We start from the raw sequence: 17,087 nt of genomic DNA, 5'->3' as shown, positions 1-17,087 counted from the left end.
GCACGCGGTCGCGTCCCAGGTGCCGGGCACGCGTTGACGATTCAGGCGCCGAGCACGCGGACGCGGTCGCCGATCTCGGCCCAGCGCTCGTGGGCCTCTTCGGGGGAGTCGGCGGTGAAGACGACTGCGGCGATGCGGCAGCTGTAGTCGGCCTCGTCCGTCTTGATCCCGGCGCCGGGCTCGACGAGGAGGTGGCTCGCCACCACCCAGGGTTCGGCGGCGAGTTCGTCCCAGCCTTCGAGCCGCGCGTACGAGCCCGCGCCGCCGGCCGTCAGGAAGCGGATGCCGGCCGCCTTGGCGACGGGCTCGCGGTACGCCCCCGAGCGCTCCGGGTCGGCGCCGGTGATGTCCGCGAGGACCTTGCCCGGGAGCATGAGGCCGGTGGCCATCTCCATCAGCTCGGTGATCTTGTCGCCGGGCAGCCGCGCGGCCACCTCCATGAGGACCGGGCGGCCCTCGCTGAGGCGCAGTTCGCAGTGGAACGGGCCGGTCGTGATGCCCACGGCGTTGACGACACCTGTGGCGTACGACGCCAGTTCGTGGCGCGTCGCCTCATCCAGCGGGGCGGGCGTGAGGTGTCCGAGTTCCAGGAACCGGGGCTCGGGGCCGAGCAGCTTCCGGGTCACCGCGACGACGACCACTTCTCCGTCGCGCACATATCCGTCGGCGCTGAACTCCACACCGGGCACGTATTGTTCGAGGATCGCGTCGTGGGTGAGCGGGCGGTCGAATTCGAGCCCTTCCTCGGCGTGCATCGCCCCCAGTGCCGCGCGCGTCTCCTCGATGGTGTCGACGCGCGAGACGTGCACGCTGCCACCGGAATCGACGGGCTTGATGACCGCGGGGAATCCGACGTGCGCACAGGCCTCTTCGAGGTCCGCCGGGTCGCTCACCACCACGAACTTCGGTACTTCCAGGCCGGCTTCGGCCACCGCTTGGCGCATTTTCCCCTTGTGCCGGACCTGGTCGACGGCGGTGGGGGTCAGGGCGGGCAGTCCGAGACGCGCCGACAATTGTGCGGCACCGGGTACGTAGTATTCGCCTCCGGCCACCACGGCGTGAATCGCGTTCCGCTTGTGGGATTCCACGACAGCGGCCTCAAGGGGCACATTGTCATTGGTATCCACCGTGATTATCTCGCTGGCAACGGAGCGTACCGCGTCGGCGATTACCCGGCCCTCCTTCTCATAGGAGGCCACGACGACATCCCAGCCGAGGGAGCGTGCGTGCGCAATATAGGCGTTCGCCGAGAACGCAGGCTGCACCACTAGGACACGATAAGACACAGGAGTTCCTCGAAATCTCGCTCTGAGGTCGGCGATGGTTCATCCGGGCACACTCGGACCGCGTCACGGCATGGCGAAACCCAGCCACCGCACCAGGGCATGAGTCATGCCAAAAATCCGCGAAGCGTCGTGAACGCCGCAGTAATCAGTAGAAGTTGACGGCTTAACTTCCGCACGGGATCCGTGGGTCAGTCAGCCGTGGATGCTCACCTCAGGCCGGGCCCATCAGGCGCAGCAAATCCCAAGGTGGAAAGAAGAACACAATCATTCGGGCCCCCGTGTCGTGGTCAGTCGACAATTTTCCCGCGTGTTGATCAAGACCCTAGGCGCTGGCACGGTTCGAGGTCAAGAATCCCTGAGCCCCATTCATGTGCGGCAGTTGGCGCCCTATGCCCGTTTTGGTTAAACAAGATCGCGATTCACCCCCCGATGCCGTCCGCGTCATTCCCATGTTTACCAGAGGGGCATGAACGGCACGTGTCCCCGGCCGGTCGGGAAGCGAAAGCGGCGCACGGTGTGACGCACGTTACGAGGCGCCCGCGCCATCGACACGTAAGAGCGGGAGCGACTTCGATACACAGAATTAACGAACTGGGCTGCCACGCAGTGCAGTTGATCGCTCACATCCCACCGTAGCCGACCGGTCACGCCCGCGTACCGCGGGAGGGGGGCCGGTACGGCGGGCACGGGCGGGCCGGGAGCCCGGGGGCCGGCCCCGTATGTCACAGCCGGCACCTGTGGCCGCGAAGCCCCAGCCGCGGACGCGAAGCCTCAGCCGCCGACGCGAAGCCTCAGCGGCGGACGCGGGGCATCCCCAGGCCTATCCAGGAGATGATCTCGCGCTGGATCTCGTTGTTGCCGCCGCCGAACGTGAAGATCACGGCTGATCGGTAGCCGCGTTCGAGTTCGCCGTGCAGGACGGCGCCTGCCGAGCCCTCCTTGAGCGCTCCCGCCGCGGCGACGACCTCCATCAGCCAGGCGTACGCCTCGCGCCGCGCCTCGGAGCCGTACACCTTCACGGCGGAGGCGTCCTGCGGGGTGAGGCTGCCTTCCTGGACGGCGTTCACCATCTGCCAGTTGAGGAGCTTCATCGCGTCGAGCCGGGTGTGGGTCTGGGCGAGACGCTTCCTCACCCAGCCGAGGTCGATGACGCGGCGCCCGTCGGCCAGTTTGGTGTCCATGGCCCAGCGCTGCACGTCGCGCAGCGCGCGGATCGCCATGGTGCCGTGGGCAGCGAGAGTGACCCGCTCGTGGTTGAGCTGGTTCGTGATGAGCCGCCAGCCCTTGTTCTCCTCACCGACGCGACGGCTGACGGGGACGCGGATGTTCTCGTAGTAGCTGGCCGTGGTGTCGTGCGAGGCAAGGGTGTTGATGATCGTGCAGGAGTAGCCGGGGTCCGACGTCGGCACGAGGAGCATGGTGATGCCCTTGTGCGGCGGGGCGTCCAGGTCGGTGCGCACGGCGAGCCACACCCAGTCGGCCGTGTCGCCGTTGGTCGTCCAGATCTTCTGCCCGTTCACCGTGTAGTGGCCGGTGACCTCGTCCCCGTCGCGCACCGCCCGCGTCTTGAGCGCGGCGAGGTCGGTGCCCGCGTCGGGCTCGCTGTAGCCGATGGCGAAGTCGAGCTCCCCGGAGAGGATCCTCGGCAGGAAGTACGCCTTCTGCTCGTCGCTGCCGTACTGCATGATCGTGGGGCCGACGGTGTTGAGCGCCATGAGCGGCAGGGGCACGCCCGCCTGCGCGGCCTCGTCGAAGAAGATGAACTGTTCCATGGGCGTGAGGCCACGCCCGCCGTACTCCTTCGGCCACCCGACGCCGAGCCACCCGTCGGTGCCGAGCCGGCGCACCGTCTCGCGGTAGAACCGCTTCTGCGCCGCCGGGTCCTCGTAGCGGGCGTACGCGTTGTCGGGCACCAGCTCCGCGAAGTAGGCGCGCAGTTCCGTGCGCAACTGCTGTTGCTCGGGCGTGTATTCGAGGTGCACGGCCCCTCCTGGCGGTCGCTGGTACACCGGGTCCCGGTCCTGACGGCGCACACAGTAGAACTCGTTCCAGAAATAGGGAATGGGCGCGGGCGGACGGTTCCGGCACACGGCCTGAACGCGCCCGGCCCGTGCACGCCCGGCCCCTGCACACTCGGCCCGTGCGTGCTCAATTGCTTTGCGGGGTCGCGCCGGCCCGGTTAGGTTCTGCCGCGTCCGCAACTCCCCGTACAAGGAGCCCTCTTGTCGCTGCACCTCACACCGCTGACCGATCCGGCCGGCGGTCCGGACGCCCGCCGCCTCGCATGGCTGGCGTCCGACGCCGACGGAAACCCGGTCGGCTCCGCGTTCCTGCGGCTCATCGACCGGGACGGGCAGCGGCATCTCGCCCAGCTGTCCCTCCAGGTCCATCCCGCGGAACGCCGTCGCGGCGCGGGTACCCGGCTCCTCGACTCGGCGGTGACGGCCGCGCAGGCCGACGCACGCCGCTCGCTCACCGCCCCGGCCGACGACGGTTCACCCGCCGACCTGTTCCTGGCCGCGCGAGGGTTCCGCCGGGTGCTGAACCTGACATACGCCCGGCTCCCGCTCGCCGACGCGGACATCCCGGCCCTCACGCGGACGGCGCGCGCGGAGCACCCCGGATACCGGCTCGTCTCCTGGGAAGGCACGGTTCCGGACCACCTGGCCGCGACGTTCGCCGCGTCGCGTCGCGCCATGGACGACATGCCCATGGACGACACCGACTACGGGACGGTCCCGTGGGATGTGGACCGGGTCCGAGCGGTGGCCAAGGCCGTCGAGGAGCGCGGCGAACACCTCGACACGGTCGCGGCGGTCGACGCCTCCGACGGCACCGTCGTGGGGTTCACCGAGCTCGTCGTCCCCGGTGACGGCACGGGCGACGGGCAGCACTACGGCACGGGCGTGCTGCCCGAGCACCGCGGTCACGGCCTCGCGCGCTGGATGAAGGCCGAGGCCGTCCTCCGCGCCCGCGACCGCCACCCGGAGCTCGGGGGTCTGCTCACGGACACCGCCGACAGCAACACACCCATGCGCGCGGTGAACGACGGACTGGGCTACGTGCCGACGCATCGGACGTACGAGTACCAGCTCGACCTCCAGCAGGCCTGACGACCTCGGCCTCCAGCAGGCCGAAAGGCACGCGCGATGGCCACCGCGGGTTCGCGGTGGCCATCGTCACACTCTCCCCCGGGCCCCATCGGCGCGAGATAGTTGTACAGTACAACGTGAGCGAAGGTTGTAAACACCAACCCATTGAGTTGTATACGCCAACGCCCGCGTCTGCTCTCCGTCCATCACTGGAGGTCCTGCCCATGCCCGCCGACCACAAGGCACACCGCTCCGAGTCCTCGGGCGCCGTGCACGGCGTGCGGAATCCGGCCCTGCGCCATGTCCTGACGCACCTCATCACCCCGCTGCTGATGTGCGTGGGCATGGGGCTGGCGTACATGGGGGCCTTCGTGGCGCCCGAGCCGCACCATCTGCCGGTGGCGGTCGTCGGGGCCGGGCCCGAGACGAAGGTCTTCGCCCAGACGGTGAAGGACAGGGCCGGCGACGCGCTCGACGTCCGTACGCTCGACAGCCGCTCGGCCGCCGTCGAGCAGCTCCGGTCCCGTGACATCGACGGCGCGTACGTCCTGAGCGCGAAGTCCCCCGAGCTGATCGTCGCGACCGCCGGGTCCGACATGAGCACGATCACCGCCGAGAAGATCTTCACGCCGGTCGCCACGCAGCAGGGCGTGCCGCTCAAGGTGACGGACGTGACCCCGACCGTCTCGGACGACCCGACGGGCCAGGGCCTGTTCTTCCTGCTGGTGGCGCTGAGCATCGGCTCGTACGCGTCGGTGGCCGTGGTCGGCGCGGCGGGTTCCGCCCTGTCGATGCGGACGCGGGCCGCGCTCGTGGTCGGTGTGTCCGGCGTGGTCAGCCTCGTCGGCGCGGCTCTCGCGGGACCGGTGTTCCACCTGGCCCACCACGGGCTGTGGGGCATGTGGTCGATGTCCTGGCTGTACTCGGCGGGCATCCTCTTCATCGGCGTGGGTCTGCACACGTTCCTGAAGCGGTGGACGACCCTGGCGCTCATGGTGCTGTTCGTGATGCTGAACTTCACCAGCTCCGGCGGCCTCTACCGGCCCGAGCTCCAGAACGGCTTCTTCGGCACCCTGCACTCCTTCTGGAACGGCGCCGGCTTCGTCGAGGGCTCGCGCAGCCTGCTCTACTTCGGCAGCCACGACCTGGCCGGGAACGTGTGGACGCTGGCCGTCTGGCTCGTCGTCGGCCTGGTCGTGATGGGTCTGGCCGCGCTCACGGAGCGGCGGCGCAGTGCCGCCGCCGTCGAGCCCCGGCAGCAGGCCGCGCACAGCGTGGCGCAGGCCCCCGCACGCTCTGCGCGAAGCGAGGCCGGGGAGGCCCAGGAGGCCCAGGAGTCGGAGGCGGCGGAGGAAGAGATGGAGGAGACGGTCGCGGTCTGACCGTCACCGAGAGGCCGAAGCGGTCGCGCCGGGCGTCCCCATGGGGGCGCCCGGCGCTCGCGTGCCCGCCCGCCCCCGTCGGCACCGTCACACCCCGTGCGGAATCCGCTTCGCCTTGCCCCGCAGCTGGAACGCCGTGACGATCTCCACGACGCCGACCGCGAGCAGCCAGCAGCCGCCGACCAGCGTGAGTACGGCGACGGACTCGAACGGCGAGACGATCAGGACCACACCGGCCAGCGCGCTCACGACGCCGAGGAAGATCTGCCAGCCGCGCGCCGGCATCGCCTCGTCGGAGACGGCCGCGACGGTCTGGGTGATGCCGCGGAACAGCCAGCCGATACCGATCCACAGCGCGAGCAGCAGGATCGACTGTGTCGCCCCACGGAAGCAGAACAGGCCGAGCAGGATCGACAGCGTGCCGCTGATGAAGGCCATCACGCGCAGCCCGGTCGTGACATGGGTGCCGAACGCGGCCACCAACTGGAAGACGCCGGTGACCAGGAGATACACGCCGAAGAGCACTCCAGCGGCGAACAGGGACGCCCCTGGCCAGACCAGGACCAGTACGCCCAGGATCAGGGCGGCTATGCCGGCCAGGAGCACTACTTGCCACGCGGATTGAGCCAGGCGTCCGAGCGGACCCTGGGGCGAGGTGGGGCGCTCTTCGTGGGCGGCGCCTTCGGCCGTCGGGATTCGGGGTTCATGCGGTGCGTGCGTCATGTCCGACTGTTCACACGGCGTCGGCGCGACCGCCACTCGGGTGAGGCGAACGACGTACGCCCCCGGCAGCCGGGGGCCGTCACCGGAGCGGCGGACGACCGCGGACGCGAGGCGGGGAAAACTCCGCACAATTGGGCCATGACAGAACGCTCCAAGAGCTCCAAACCGCAGTTCCGCGTCCGCCGGGTCTACGATCCGCCGTCGTCGGACGACGGAATCCGGGTCCTGGTGGACCGCCTGTGGCCGCGCGGCGTCTCCAAGGAGCGGGCCGATGTCCAGGAGTGGATGAAGGACCTGACGCCGTCCTCCGCGCTGCGCTCCTGGTACCACGAGGACCGCGAATCCCGCTTCCCGGAGTTCGAGCGCCGCTACCGCGACGAGCTCGCCGAGCCGGACCGCGTGGGGCTGACGGACAAGCTGCGCGCGCTGGCCCGTACGAGCACGGTCACGCTGGTCACCTCGGTCAAGGACATCGAGCACAGCCATGTGCCGGTTCTGGTGCGGCATCTGACCGAGGGCTGACCGGCCCGGGGACGGTGCGGATCCCCTCCCGCCGCGCCCCGCGGGCGTACGGGCCCGACCCGACAGCAGGTGCGAACCGGCACAAGCTATGCCAATTTTGTGCAACGACGCACCACTTGGACGCATGGCGTCGTCCGAGCGACGCGGGCACCGGTGGCGCCGGGGCCCGCCGACGCGCCCTGGGAGGGCCCGTATGACCACCATGGATGACCCGTCCGACGAACCCGTACCGCGGGTAAAGGCGGCGCCACCGGTAGTGGCGCCCGCCATGAAGTGGGCGACGCCCTGGGCGTCTACTGCCCCGACAAGCTCGAGAAGATCCGGGACAAGGCCGACGACCTCAAGACAGACGACACAGTGAGGCGATGAAGCATGCCCGCGCCCGACCTTGAACTGGTCGCCCGCATCGCCGAGTTGATGCCCCGGGCGATGGCCGACCTGAGCGAGCTCGTCGCCATCCCGTCCGTCGCCGACCCGCGCCAGTACCCGCCCGAGGAGTGCCGCAAGGCCGCGCAGTGGGTCGCGGACGCGTTCAGCGAGGCGGGTCTGCGCGACGTCCATCTCGCCGAGACCCCTGACGGCAGCCACGCCGTCATAGGGCACCGGCCCGCGCCGCCCGGCGCGCCGACCGTGCTCCTGTACTGCCACTACGACGTGCAGCCTCCGCTCGACGACGCGGCCTGGACGACCCCGCCGTTCACCCTCACCGAGCGCGAAGGACGCTGGTACGGGCGGGGCACGGCCGACTGCAAGGGCAACATCGTCATGCACCTCACGGCGCTGCGGGCCCTCGGGGACGACATCCCCGTCGGCATCAAGTTCGTCGCCGAGGGCTCGCAGGAGCAGGGCACGGGCGGCCTGGAAGCGTACGTCACCCGGCACCCCGAACTGTTTCTGGCGCACGCCCTGTTGATCTGCGACACCGGGAACGCCGCGGTCGGTACGGGCACGGCGACGACGTCCCTGCGTGGCCTCACCACCGTGTTGGTGAGCGTCGACACGCTGGCCGGCGAGGTGCACTCGGGCATGTTCGGCGGCCCCGCGCCCGACGCCCTCGCCGCGCTCGTCCAGATGCTCTCGACGCTGCGCGACCCGAAGACGGGCGCCACGCGCATCGACGGGCTCGACGGCGAAGGGACGTGGGCGGGCGCAGGCTACGACGAGAAGCAGTTCCGCAAGGACGCGGGCGTGCTCGACGGGGTGCGGCTGACCGGGACCGACTCCGTCGCGGACCGGCTCTGGGCGCGTCCGGCGGTCACGGTCCTCGGCATCGACTGCCCGCCCGTGGTCGGCTCGTCCGCCTCGATCCCGGCGAGCGCCCGCGCGCGGGTGAGCCTGCGCGTACCGCCCGGCACGAACGCCGACGCCGCGCGCAAGGCACTCACCGCCCATCTCGTGGCGGCGGCGCCGTGGGGTGCGCGGGTCAGCGTGGAGGCCGAGTCCACCGGCGCCCCGTTCCGGGCCGCCACGGACGGTCCCGCGTATGCCGCGCTGGGCCGGGCCATGGCCGACGTATACGGAAAACCCATGGAGTTCCTCGGCCGGGGCGGCTCCATCCCGCTGTGCAACATCCTCGCCCAGGCGTATCCCCGCGCGGAGATCGTCCTGATGGGGGTGGAGGAACCGCAGAGCCTGATCCACGCCCCGAACGAGAGCGTGGACCCCTCCGAGATCGAGCACATGGCGCAGGTGGAGGCGCTGTTCCTGCGCGCGTACGGCACCGAAGCGCGGCGCTGACACACATCCCCGGGAGACCCACGTGACCACATCCGACACCCCTGCCTCTGCCCCCGACTTCGCCGACCGGTCCGACTTCGAGGAGGCGGACCGGGGTCTCGTCTCCCCGCCGCTCTCCTCGACGATCACGACCGAGGACGGGCGCGTCGTGTGGAACTTCGACGACACGACGTTCCTCGACGAGGACTGTCCCGACACCGCGCACCCGAACCTGTGGCGGCAGTCCCAACTGTGCGCGCGGGCCGGTCTGTTCGAGGTGACCGAAGGTGTCTACCAGGTGCGCGGGTTCGACCTCTCCAACATGACGCTGATCGAGGGCGACCACGGTGTCGTGGTCGTCGACCCGCTCGCCTCTGCGGAGACGGCGGCCGCAGCTCTGGAGCTCTACCGGTCGCTGCGCGGCGAACGGCCGGTCGCCGCCGTCGTGTTCACCCACTCCCACCTCGACCACTTCGCCGGTGTGCTCGGCGTCATCGGACCCGACGACGACGTGCCCGTGGTCGCTCCGCAGGGCTTCATGGAGCACTCCGTCGCGGAGAACGTGTACGCGGGTACGGCGATGCTGCGCCGCGGCACCTACTACTCGGGCGCCAACCTGGAGCGCGGGCCCGAGGGTCTCGTCGGCATGGGCCTCGGCTTCACCGCGTCCACCGGCACCGCGGGGCTGGTCGCGCCCACCGTCGAGGTCCGGCACACGGGACAGGAACTCACTCTCGACGGCGTCGTGTTCCGCTTCCAGATGACGCCGGGCACCGAGGCGCCGGCGGAGATGAACTTCCTGCTGCCCCACCGGCGCGCCCTGTGCATGGCCGAGAACGCCACGCACAACCTGCACAACATCCTGACCCTGCGCGGCGCCGTGGTCCGCGACGCCCGGATCTGGGCCCGCTACCTCAACGAGGCCATCGAACTCTTCGGCCACGACGCGGACGTCCTGTTCGCCTCGCACCACTGGCCGACCTGGGGCTCGGACCGGATCAGGTCGTTCCTCGCGGAGCAGCGCGACCTGTACGCGTATCTGCACGACCAGACGCTGCGGCTGCTCAACCAGGGGTACACGGGGGCGGAGATCGCCGAGCTGATCGAGCTGCCGCCCGCGCTCTCCGCGGCCTGGCACGCACGCGGCTACTACGGCTCCGTCAGCCACAACGTGAAGGCCATCTACCAGCGTTACATGGGCTGGTACGACGGCAACCCCGCCTCCCTCTGGGAGCACCCGCCCACCGAGACCGCCGAGCGCTACGTCGACTGCATCGGCGGGCTCGAAGCGGTGCTCGGCAAGGCGCGTACGTACCTGGAAGAGGGCGATCTGCGGTTCGCCGCCCAGCTCCTGAGGCACGCCGTGTTCGCCGCGCCGGACAACGCCGACGCCAAGGAACTGCTCGCGCAGGCCTTCGAGCGGCTGGCGCACGGCTCGGAGAACGCGACCTGGCGCAACTGCTACCTCACCGGCGCCCAGGAGCTGCGCGGCGACATCAGGAAGACCAGCATCGGAGGCGGCAACATGACCGCCGCGCTGAACGTCGAGCAGCTCTTCGACTCACTCGCGGTCCGCGTCGACGGGCCCCGGGCGTGGCAGCACTCGCTCACCCTGCACTGGCATCTGTCGGACCTGGGCGAGATGTACCGCATGACGCTGCACAACGGTGTCCTGGTCCACACCCGCACGACCCGGCCCGCCGACAGCGCGGACCTGTCCCTCACGCTCACGAAGCCCCAACTCCTCGCCCTGCTGGCCGGGAAGGGGCTCAACGGCGTCTATCACTCGGGCGACCTGGGCGCCCTCGACACCCTGCTCTCGGTCCTCGACGAGAGCGATCCGGACTTCGCGATCGTCACCCCGTGACGGTGGTGACGGGGTGCGACGGCCGCCCGTACGCACTAACCCAGCGCGCCCTCCACCACCGCATGGCATCCCATGAGTACATGACACCGGACCGTGAGGACCGTCCCCCGTCGGACGCGAGCGACGAGATCGCCGAGCTGCGCACCCGGGTCGCCCAGTTGGAGTCCGCGGGGCCGGCGCGGCCCCGGCCCCGGCCCCGGCACCATCTGCGCTCGTTCTTCGCGGGCCTCCTGATCGTCCTCGTGGCGATCCTGACGCCGCTCAGCGCCGTCGCGACATGGGCCAGCGACATCGTCGGCGACACCGATCGCTATGTGGCGACGATGGAGCCGCTCGCTTCCGACCCCGACGTCCAGGCGGCCGTCACGAACCGCGTCACGAACGTCGTCATGGAGAACATCGATCTCAAGACGCTCCTCAGCGACGTGGCGCCCGCCGACCGGCCGAGGCTCGAAAAGGCGCTGGGGAGGCTGAGCGGCCCGCTCACCAGCGGACTCAGCGGCTTTGTGCACAACACCGTGCAGAAGTTCGTGTCGAGCGACGCGTTCGAGAAGCTGTGGACCGGCCTCAACCGGCGTGTGCACACGGCGGTCGACAAGGCGCTGACCGGGAGCGGCGGCGGCGCCGTCAAGCTCACGAACGACACGGTCACGATCGACCTGGCTCCCGTCATCGAGGAGGTGAAACAGCGGCTCGTCGACCGCGGCCTCGGGGTCGCCTCGAAGATCCCCGAGGTGCACACCGACTTCACGGTCATGAAGTCCGACTCCATCGGAAAGATCAAGAAGGGCTTCCGGCTGCTCCAGCTCATGGGGGTCTGGCTGCCGATCCTCACCCTGGTCCTCGCGGCCGTCGCCGTCCTCCTGGCCGTCCGCAAGCGGCGCGCCCTGGTGGCGGCGGGGATCGCCATCGCCGTGGGGGCCGCGATCCTCGGCATCGGCCTTTGGGCCTTCCGCGCGATCTATCTCGACGGGCTGCCCTCCGGGGTGTCGCAGCCGGCCGCCGGCGCCGTCTACGACGCGCTCGTGCGGTTCCTGCGGACGACGGTACGCATGGTGATCACCGTCGGCGTCCTGGTGGCGCTCGCCGCGTGGCTGACCGGCGAGGGCCGGGCGGCAACCCGGGTCATGGCCATGTGGCGCGGCGGCATCGGCGCGGTGCGCGACGCGGCGGGCCTCACGGGCGGCCCGGTGGGCGCGTGGGTGCACCGGGCGAAGACGTGGCTGAACTGGACGGTCGTCGCGGTGTCAGGCGTGATCATGCTGGTGTGGGACCGTCCGACGGGCGTCGTCATCGTGTGGATCGCCCTGTGCGCGCTCATCGCTTTTGCAGTGATCGAGTTCCTGGACGACGACGGATCGCCGCATATGACGGCTGCCCCCTCCGGGTGACGCCGTTGCCGTTCGGTGTCAGGCGCGCGCGGGGCGCCGCACCGCACGGGGGCGATACTCGACCACGGTCAGCGCCAGGGCCACGTACCGCTCCACCAGCTCGTCCACGGACACCGGGCCCTCCGCCTGGTACCACTGCGCGATGGCGTTGCACATCGCGATGACCGCGCGCCGGGCGTCGTCCGGATACGGGGTGAGGAAGATGCCCTGCGCCACGCCCCGCTCGACGACCTCGCGGAACTGCTGGGTGCCGCGCGCCTCGTTCTTCCGGTAGCGCGCCAGGTGCTCGGGCTCCAGGCTGCGCCCCTCGGTCAGCACGATGCTGCTCTTCACGGGGTGGTCGGTACGGAACCGGACGGTCGCCGCGACGAGCGCCTCCAGCTGCTCGGCGGGGTCGTCACCCGCCTCCTCCAACGCCTTGTCACATGCGCCGAAGTAGGCGTCGAGACCGTCGTCGAGGATGGCGACCAGCAGGTCCTGCTTGCCCTTGTAGTAGTAGTACAGGGCGGACAGGCTCACCCCGGCGCGCTGGGCGATGTCGCGGATCGAGGTCGCGCCGTAGCCCCGCTCGGAGAACTCGTGCCGGGCAGCCTCGACGATGGCCTTGTGGCCTGCGGGTCGCGTGGACACAGCTCTCCGATCCCCTGCTTCCGCCCCGGCGCCGTGCGCACTGAACGAACGGTCGAACAGTCGTAGCGGGACGTCGCCGAGTGTACTGGCACACGCCGCGAACCGGCCGGTCACAGGGCAAATGACCAGCACGGACGCCTCGGACGTCCGATCCGGGGCGGCACGGCTGCGGGCCGCGTGATCACCGTCACAGCCACAGGGCCCCCGGGGCTGGCAGCATGCCGACCATGGGTGCTCAATACAACCAACTCGCCGTGGCGCAGCCGGATGCCACGTCCGACCGCGCGGACCTGCTTCCCCTCGGCGAGCTGCTGGGTCTCGAGGTGTCGGGCGACAGCGCCTTCACCGGCATGCCCCACATGGGCCGGCCGCCGCGGGCCTTCGGCGGGGTCACGCTCGCGCAGGCCCTGCTCGCGGCGGGGCGCACGGTCGACGGCGGGCGGCAACCGCATTCCCTGCACGCCTACTTCCTGCGTTCGGTCGCCCCGGAAGCCTCCGTCGCGTACGAGGTGGAGCGGCTGCGGGACGGGGCTTCCTACGCGGCTCGGCAGGTGGCCGCGCGCCAGGACGGCATGACGGTGCTCAGCCTCTCCGCTTCGTTCAAGAAGCCCGAGAACGCGCTCGACCATCAGCCGGAGATGCCCGGCGCACCGGCGCCGGACGACTGCGAGGCCCCGTACGAGGTGATGGCACGGGAGCACTCGGAGCTCTACGCGGAATCCGTCATCCCCCGCGCAGTCGACCTGCGGCTCGTGGAGGCGGACGCCGCCGAGCTGGCGGCGCGGGCCGACGGCATGTCCCGGCGGCGCTGCTGGCTGCGGGCGGCGCGGCCGCTGCCCGACGAGCCGCTGCTGCACGCCGCCGCGCTCGCGTACCTCTCGGACCTGACGATCTCCCCCACGGCCGCGCTGCCCTGGGAGCCGCACGGGGCGCGGAGCGCCCGCCGGTCGAGGGTGATGCTGGCGTCGCTGGACCACGCCATGTGGTTCCACCGCCCCGCGCGCGCCGACGCCTGGCTGCTGTACGCCCAGCACACCACGAACCTGTCCGACGGCCGCGCGATGTCACGCGGTGAACTCTGGTCGCAGGACGGTCAGTTGGTCGCCTCGGTGCTCCAGGAGGCGCTGATCCGCCACCGGCCCGCAGCCGCCTGACCCCACCTGCCCCGCAGCACAACCGGAAGGAATCCACTCCACATGCTCGACTTCGCCTGGGGTGCCGGCACCGGCCTGGACCGCATCCGCACGCTCGCCGAGGAGCTGGCACACTCGCCGCACGTCCCCTACACACAGTTCGGCCTGAGCATCACTCAGGTCGACAAGGGGCGGGTGGAGATGGCCTGGACTCCCGGGGAGTCCCTCCTCAACCGGGGCGGTGTCGTGCACGGCGGCTTCATCGCGACCACGCTCGACGAGGCGTGCGGCGCCACCGTGATGTCCGGGAGCGAACCGCTGACGCCGTTCCTGACGATGAGCCTGAACATCGAGTACCTGCGCCCGCTCCGGGCGGGCGCCACGTACAAGGTGGTCGGGACGGTGCTCAAGCCGGGCCGCCTCCGGACGCTGGTGCGGGCCGCCGTCGAGGACGCGGCGGGCAGGCTGTGCGCGGAGGGCACCGCTTCGATGACGCCCAACCGGGCCCTGCTGCAGACGTCTGGACACGCGCCGACGGGGACCGTAGCTTAACGAATGTTCTGGCTTCACGCCCGTCGCACCCGCCGACAAGGGAGTTGCCGCGTGATCCGTCGCCATCCGAAGGGCATGCCGGCCCGCCTCTCCTACCCGGAGGCGTCCGTCGGGGACATCCTCGCCGGCTCGGCCAGGAGATACCCCGACCGGGTCGCCCTGCGCGACGGCGACGACACGCTGACCTATGCGGAACTCCACGAGCAGGCGCTCCGCTTCGCGCGGGGGCTGCGCGAGCGCGGCATCACCGAGGGCGACGCGGTGGCACTGCATCAGCCCAACTCCCTCTGGTTTCCGGTCACTTACTACGGGATCCTGCTGGCCGGGGCCATCGTGGCGCCCATCAACCCCACCCTTCCCCCGGCGGCCCTGCGCGCACAGCTGGACGAGGCGGGGGCCCGGGCGGCCGTGACGCACCCGGCCACGGCCCCGGCGCTCCTCGCCGCCGGCACCGACGGACTCGAACTGGTCGCCGTCGTACCGCCGTCGGCCGTCGCACCCGGCGATCCGGCGCATCTCGACGGCACGGTGCCGCTCGCGGAGCTGCTGGCGGGCGACCCGGAGCCCGGCCCGCGCGTCCCGCCCGACGCGGTCGCCCATCTGTCCTTCACGGGCGGCACGACGGGGCGCTCGAAGGCGGTCCAGGTGCTGCACCGTCATGTCGTGGCGAACTGCCTCCAGTTCACCTGCTGGCGCGCGGCCGCCGTGCCCGCGGTGGACCCCGACGGGGGCATCTTCCTCGACCCGGTGGCCGAGGCAGCCACCGAGTACACGAACCAGCCCGGACAGGGCGTCTCGATCGCCGTCGCGCCGTTCTTCCACGCGATGGGCCTGGTCGGCCAGTCGATCGGCGCACTCGCCGGACTGACGAGTGTCCTCGCCGGCCGTTTCGACCCCGAGCGGTTCCTGGAGCTGGCCGAGAAGTTCGGAGCGACCCAGATCGCCGGGTCCCCCGCGCTCTTCCACGCCCTGCTCGCCGCCCCCGCCGCACAGGGCCGCGCACTCTCCGCGGTCCGCGTGGTCAACTCGGGCGCCGCGCCCATCGATACGACGACACTGCGGGCCCTGCGGACGCTGTTCCCCCGCGCGTGCGTCGTGGAGGGCTACGGACTGACCGAGGCCACCATGGGCGTCACCTCGGGGATCGTCGACCCGGACGATCCGGTCCCGATCGGGTCGGTCGGCCTGCCCGTCTTCGACACCGAGGTCGAGATCCGCGACCTCGTGCAGACCGGGAGTTGCGTGCCCGACGGCGAGACGGGCGAGCTGTGGGCCCGCGGCCCGCAGATCACCGCGGGCTACCACGGCCACCCGGAGCTGACGGCCGAGCAGTTCGTCGACGGCTGGCTGCGCACCGGCGACCTGGCGCGGTGCGACGAGCGCGGCCACGTCTACATCGTGGGCCGCGCCAAGGACATGCTCATCTACAAGGGTTACAACGTCTATCCGGGCCAGCTGGAAGAGATCCTCAGCGGCCATCCCGCGGTCGCGCAGGTCTCGGTGATCGGGGTTCCCGCGGCCGACGCGGGCGAGATACCGGCGGCGTACGTCGTGGCGCGTCCGGATGCCTCGCCGGCCCCCGGCCCGGCTCTCGCGGAGGAGCTGATGGCGCACGTGTCCGCCCGCGTCGCGCCGTACCAGCGGGTGCGCGAGGTGCGGTTCCTGGAGGCGCTGCCCACCTCGGCCGCGGGGAAGGTCCTGAAGGCGGAGCTGCGGCGGGCACACAAGGCCCGGCTTTAACGAACGTTCAACACGTCCGGCGCCGGGTCCCCCGATCGGTGACGGCCCGGCCCCGCCTCCCTCACACCTCCCCCGCACCTCCCTCACGCCCCCGGCCGCCCTTTACCGCATGGCAGGCGGTGTTCCGGGCAGGCGACCACCGTACGTGCCTGCCCCATCACCCGTTCGGGCTAACCCGAGATGTCGTGGAGCCGATCCGCACGCACGTTTGGAACGTAGAGCCCGTGGGGTGCGTACCCGTCGGCACCGCGCCGACGACCGGACGGGCGCCGGGGAGGTGCGTGATGCCAGAGATTTCCGTTGACGTTCACATCGGCCGATCCGTCACTGAGGTGTACGACTTCCTTTCCGACGCACGGAATCTCGAACTCTGGTTCTCGGGAGTCGACACCGTCGCCGAGAGCTCAGAGCCCGCAGGTCCCGGCGTGGCCCATGTGTACCGCTTTCCTGGGCGCCACCGGGACCAGCGGCTCCAGTGCGTGGCGTACGTCCCGGGCGAGCACCTCGTCTTCCGCGGCGACCGGATGTGGAACGCCCTCGGCGCCCAGACGCCGGTGTACTCGTTCACGCTCTCCCCGCGCCCACGCGGCACCCTCCTGCGCCTGACGGTGCAGTGCCGCCTGGCAGGCGCGCTGACGCTGTTCGCGCCCGTGGTCGCCATGGCCTGGCGGCGCGACCTGCCGAGGGACGTGCGCCGGCTGGGCGAGCGCCTCGGCGCCCCGCACTGCCACGTCATATCCGCCCCGCGGCGGGTGCGCCTGCCCATATCCGCGTTCACCCCGGCCTCCTCGCCCACGACCGTTTCACCGGCCATCGCGCCGCCGGCCCCACCGCGGCCGCAGCTCCGCCCCGAGCCCCGCCCTGAGCCCCGCCTGGAGCCCCGCCCTGAGCCCCGCCTGGAGCCCCGCCCTGAGCCCCGCCTGGAGCCCCGCTCCGAGCCCCGCCTGGAGCCCCGCCCAGAGCCGCGCCCAGACCCGCACCCCGAGCCGCGTCCCGCCTCGGTCCCTGCCGCCAAAGAACGCGCGCCGCGCCCTGCCGCGTAAGGCGGCCCGA

General features: G+C 71.0%; 14 protein-coding genes. 10 read left to right on the top strand and 4 right to left on the bottom strand.

The window, feature by feature from the left end; translation table 11 throughout:
* Positions 1–41 precede the first annotated feature (41 nt).
* Both OHA58_RS34505 and OHA58_RS34500 read right to left on the bottom strand, forming a co-directional pair.
* Positions 42–1,268 (bottom strand): ATP-grasp domain-containing protein, encoded by a 1,227-nt coding sequence (locus OHA58_RS34505; RefSeq protein ID WP_405483636.1) that lies wholly within the window; start codon positions 1,266–1,268, stop codon positions 42–44.
* Between the two features lie 809 nt (positions 1,269–2,077).
* Entirely contained in the window at positions 2,078–3,268 is a 1,191-nt protein-coding gene (locus OHA58_RS34500; RefSeq protein ID WP_405483635.1) for an acyl-CoA dehydrogenase family protein, read from the bottom strand.
* 240 nt (positions 3,269–3,508) lie between these two features.
* Here OHA58_RS34500 and OHA58_RS34495 point away from each other — a divergent pair, with 240 nt between their 5' ends.
* Positions 3,509–4,399: a GNAT family N-acetyltransferase gene (locus OHA58_RS34495; protein ID WP_405483634.1), complete on the top strand. Its 891-nt coding sequence runs from the start codon at positions 3,509–3,511 to the stop codon at positions 4,397–4,399.
* Positions 4,400–4,602: 203 nt separating this feature from the next.
* Positions 4,603–5,760 carry a hypothetical protein gene (locus OHA58_RS34490; protein WP_405483633.1) on the top strand — a complete coding sequence of 386 codons (1,158 nt, stop codon included), beginning with the start codon at positions 4,603–4,605 and terminating at the stop codon, positions 5,758–5,760.
* Between the two features lie 87 nt (positions 5,761–5,847).
* Here OHA58_RS34490 and OHA58_RS34485 read toward each other — a convergent pair whose 3' ends face one another.
* Positions 5,848–6,483: an HdeD family acid-resistance protein gene (locus tag OHA58_RS34485; protein WP_405483632.1), complete on the bottom strand. Its 636-nt coding sequence runs from the start codon at positions 6,481–6,483 to the stop codon at positions 5,848–5,850.
* A gap of 138 nt (positions 6,484–6,621) precedes the next feature.
* On the opposite strand from OHA58_RS34485, the gene OHA58_RS34480 reads away from it, so the two are divergent.
* The 4 genes from OHA58_RS34480 to OHA58_RS34465 all read left to right on the top strand — a co-directional run bounded on the left by OHA58_RS34480 (position 6,622) and on the right by OHA58_RS34465 (position 11,979).
* Complete coding sequence (locus OHA58_RS34480) at positions 6,622–7,005, top strand: DUF488 domain-containing protein (RefSeq protein WP_405483631.1); 384 nt, start codon at positions 6,622–6,624, stop codon at positions 7,003–7,005.
* Positions 7,006–7,377: 372 nt separating this feature from the next.
* Positions 7,378–8,742, top strand: coding sequence for a dipeptidase (locus OHA58_RS34475; protein ID WP_405483630.1), 1,365 nt, complete (start codon positions 7,378–7,380; stop codon positions 8,740–8,742).
* A gap of 22 nt (positions 8,743–8,764) precedes the next feature.
* Positions 8,765–10,588, top strand: coding sequence for an alkyl/aryl-sulfatase (locus OHA58_RS34470; protein ID WP_405483629.1), 1,824 nt, complete (start codon positions 8,765–8,767; stop codon positions 10,586–10,588).
* Positions 10,585–11,979, top strand: coding sequence for a hypothetical protein (locus OHA58_RS34465; RefSeq protein WP_405483628.1), 1,395 nt, complete (start codon positions 10,585–10,587; stop codon positions 11,977–11,979). The genes OHA58_RS34470 and OHA58_RS34465 overlap by 4 nt, the downstream gene beginning before the upstream one ends.
* A gap of 18 nt (positions 11,980–11,997) precedes the next feature.
* Here the strand turns inward: OHA58_RS34465 and OHA58_RS34460 are convergent, their stop codons facing one another.
* Positions 11,998–12,609: a TetR/AcrR family transcriptional regulator gene (locus OHA58_RS34460; RefSeq protein WP_405483627.1), complete on the bottom strand. Its 612-nt coding sequence runs from the start codon at positions 12,607–12,609 to the stop codon at positions 11,998–12,000.
* A gap of 227 nt (positions 12,610–12,836) precedes the next feature.
* Here OHA58_RS34460 and OHA58_RS34455 point away from each other — a divergent pair, with 227 nt between their 5' ends.
* From OHA58_RS34455 to OHA58_RS34440, 4 genes are all read left to right on the top strand, one after another.
* Positions 12,837–13,763, top strand: coding sequence for an acyl-CoA thioesterase (locus OHA58_RS34455; protein ID WP_405483626.1), 927 nt, complete (start codon positions 12,837–12,839; stop codon positions 13,761–13,763).
* Between the two features lie 42 nt (positions 13,764–13,805).
* A complete protein-coding gene (locus OHA58_RS34450) occupies positions 13,806–14,294 on the top strand; it encodes a PaaI family thioesterase (RefSeq protein WP_405483625.1) in 489 nt (162 codons plus the stop codon).
* A gap of 51 nt (positions 14,295–14,345) precedes the next feature.
* Positions 14,346–16,034, top strand: coding sequence for a class I adenylate-forming enzyme family protein (locus tag OHA58_RS34445; RefSeq protein WP_405483624.1), 1,689 nt, complete (start codon positions 14,346–14,348; stop codon positions 16,032–16,034).
* A gap of 284 nt (positions 16,035–16,318) precedes the next feature.
* Complete coding sequence (locus OHA58_RS34440) at positions 16,319–17,077, top strand: SRPBCC family protein (protein ID WP_405483623.1); 759 nt, start codon at positions 16,319–16,321, stop codon at positions 17,075–17,077.
* The last annotated feature ends 10 nt before the right edge of the window (positions 17,078–17,087 follow it).

The organism is Streptomyces sp. NBC_00009, assembly GCF_045040855.1.
GTDB classification, from domain to species: domain Bacteria; phylum Actinomycetota; class Actinomycetes; order Streptomycetales; family Streptomycetaceae; genus Streptomyces; species Streptomyces aureus.
Note: the sequence above shows the minus strand (reverse complement) of the source record. Positions and strands in the feature narration are given on the sequence as shown.

Coding starts and splice junctions, on each gene's coding strand:
- OHA58_RS34490 (WP_405483633.1), top strand. CDS start 4,603: ATGCCCGCCGACCACAAGGCACACCGCTCCGAGTCCTCGGGCGCCGTG.
- OHA58_RS34485 (WP_405483632.1), bottom strand. CDS start 6,483: ATGACGCACGCACCGCATGAACCCCGAATCCCGACGGCCGAAGGCGCC.
- OHA58_RS34480 (WP_405483631.1), top strand. CDS start 6,622: ATGACAGAACGCTCCAAGAGCTCCAAACCGCAGTTCCGCGTCCGCCGG.
- OHA58_RS34475 (WP_405483630.1), top strand. CDS start 7,378: ATGCCCGCGCCCGACCTTGAACTGGTCGCCCGCATCGCCGAGTTGATG.
- OHA58_RS34455 (WP_405483626.1), top strand. CDS start 12,837: ATGGGTGCTCAATACAACCAACTCGCCGTGGCGCAGCCGGATGCCACG.
- OHA58_RS34450 (WP_405483625.1), top strand. CDS start 13,806: ATGCTCGACTTCGCCTGGGGTGCCGGCACCGGCCTGGACCGCATCCGC.
- OHA58_RS34440 (WP_405483623.1), top strand. CDS start 16,319: ATGCCAGAGATTTCCGTTGACGTTCACATCGGCCGATCCGTCACTGAG.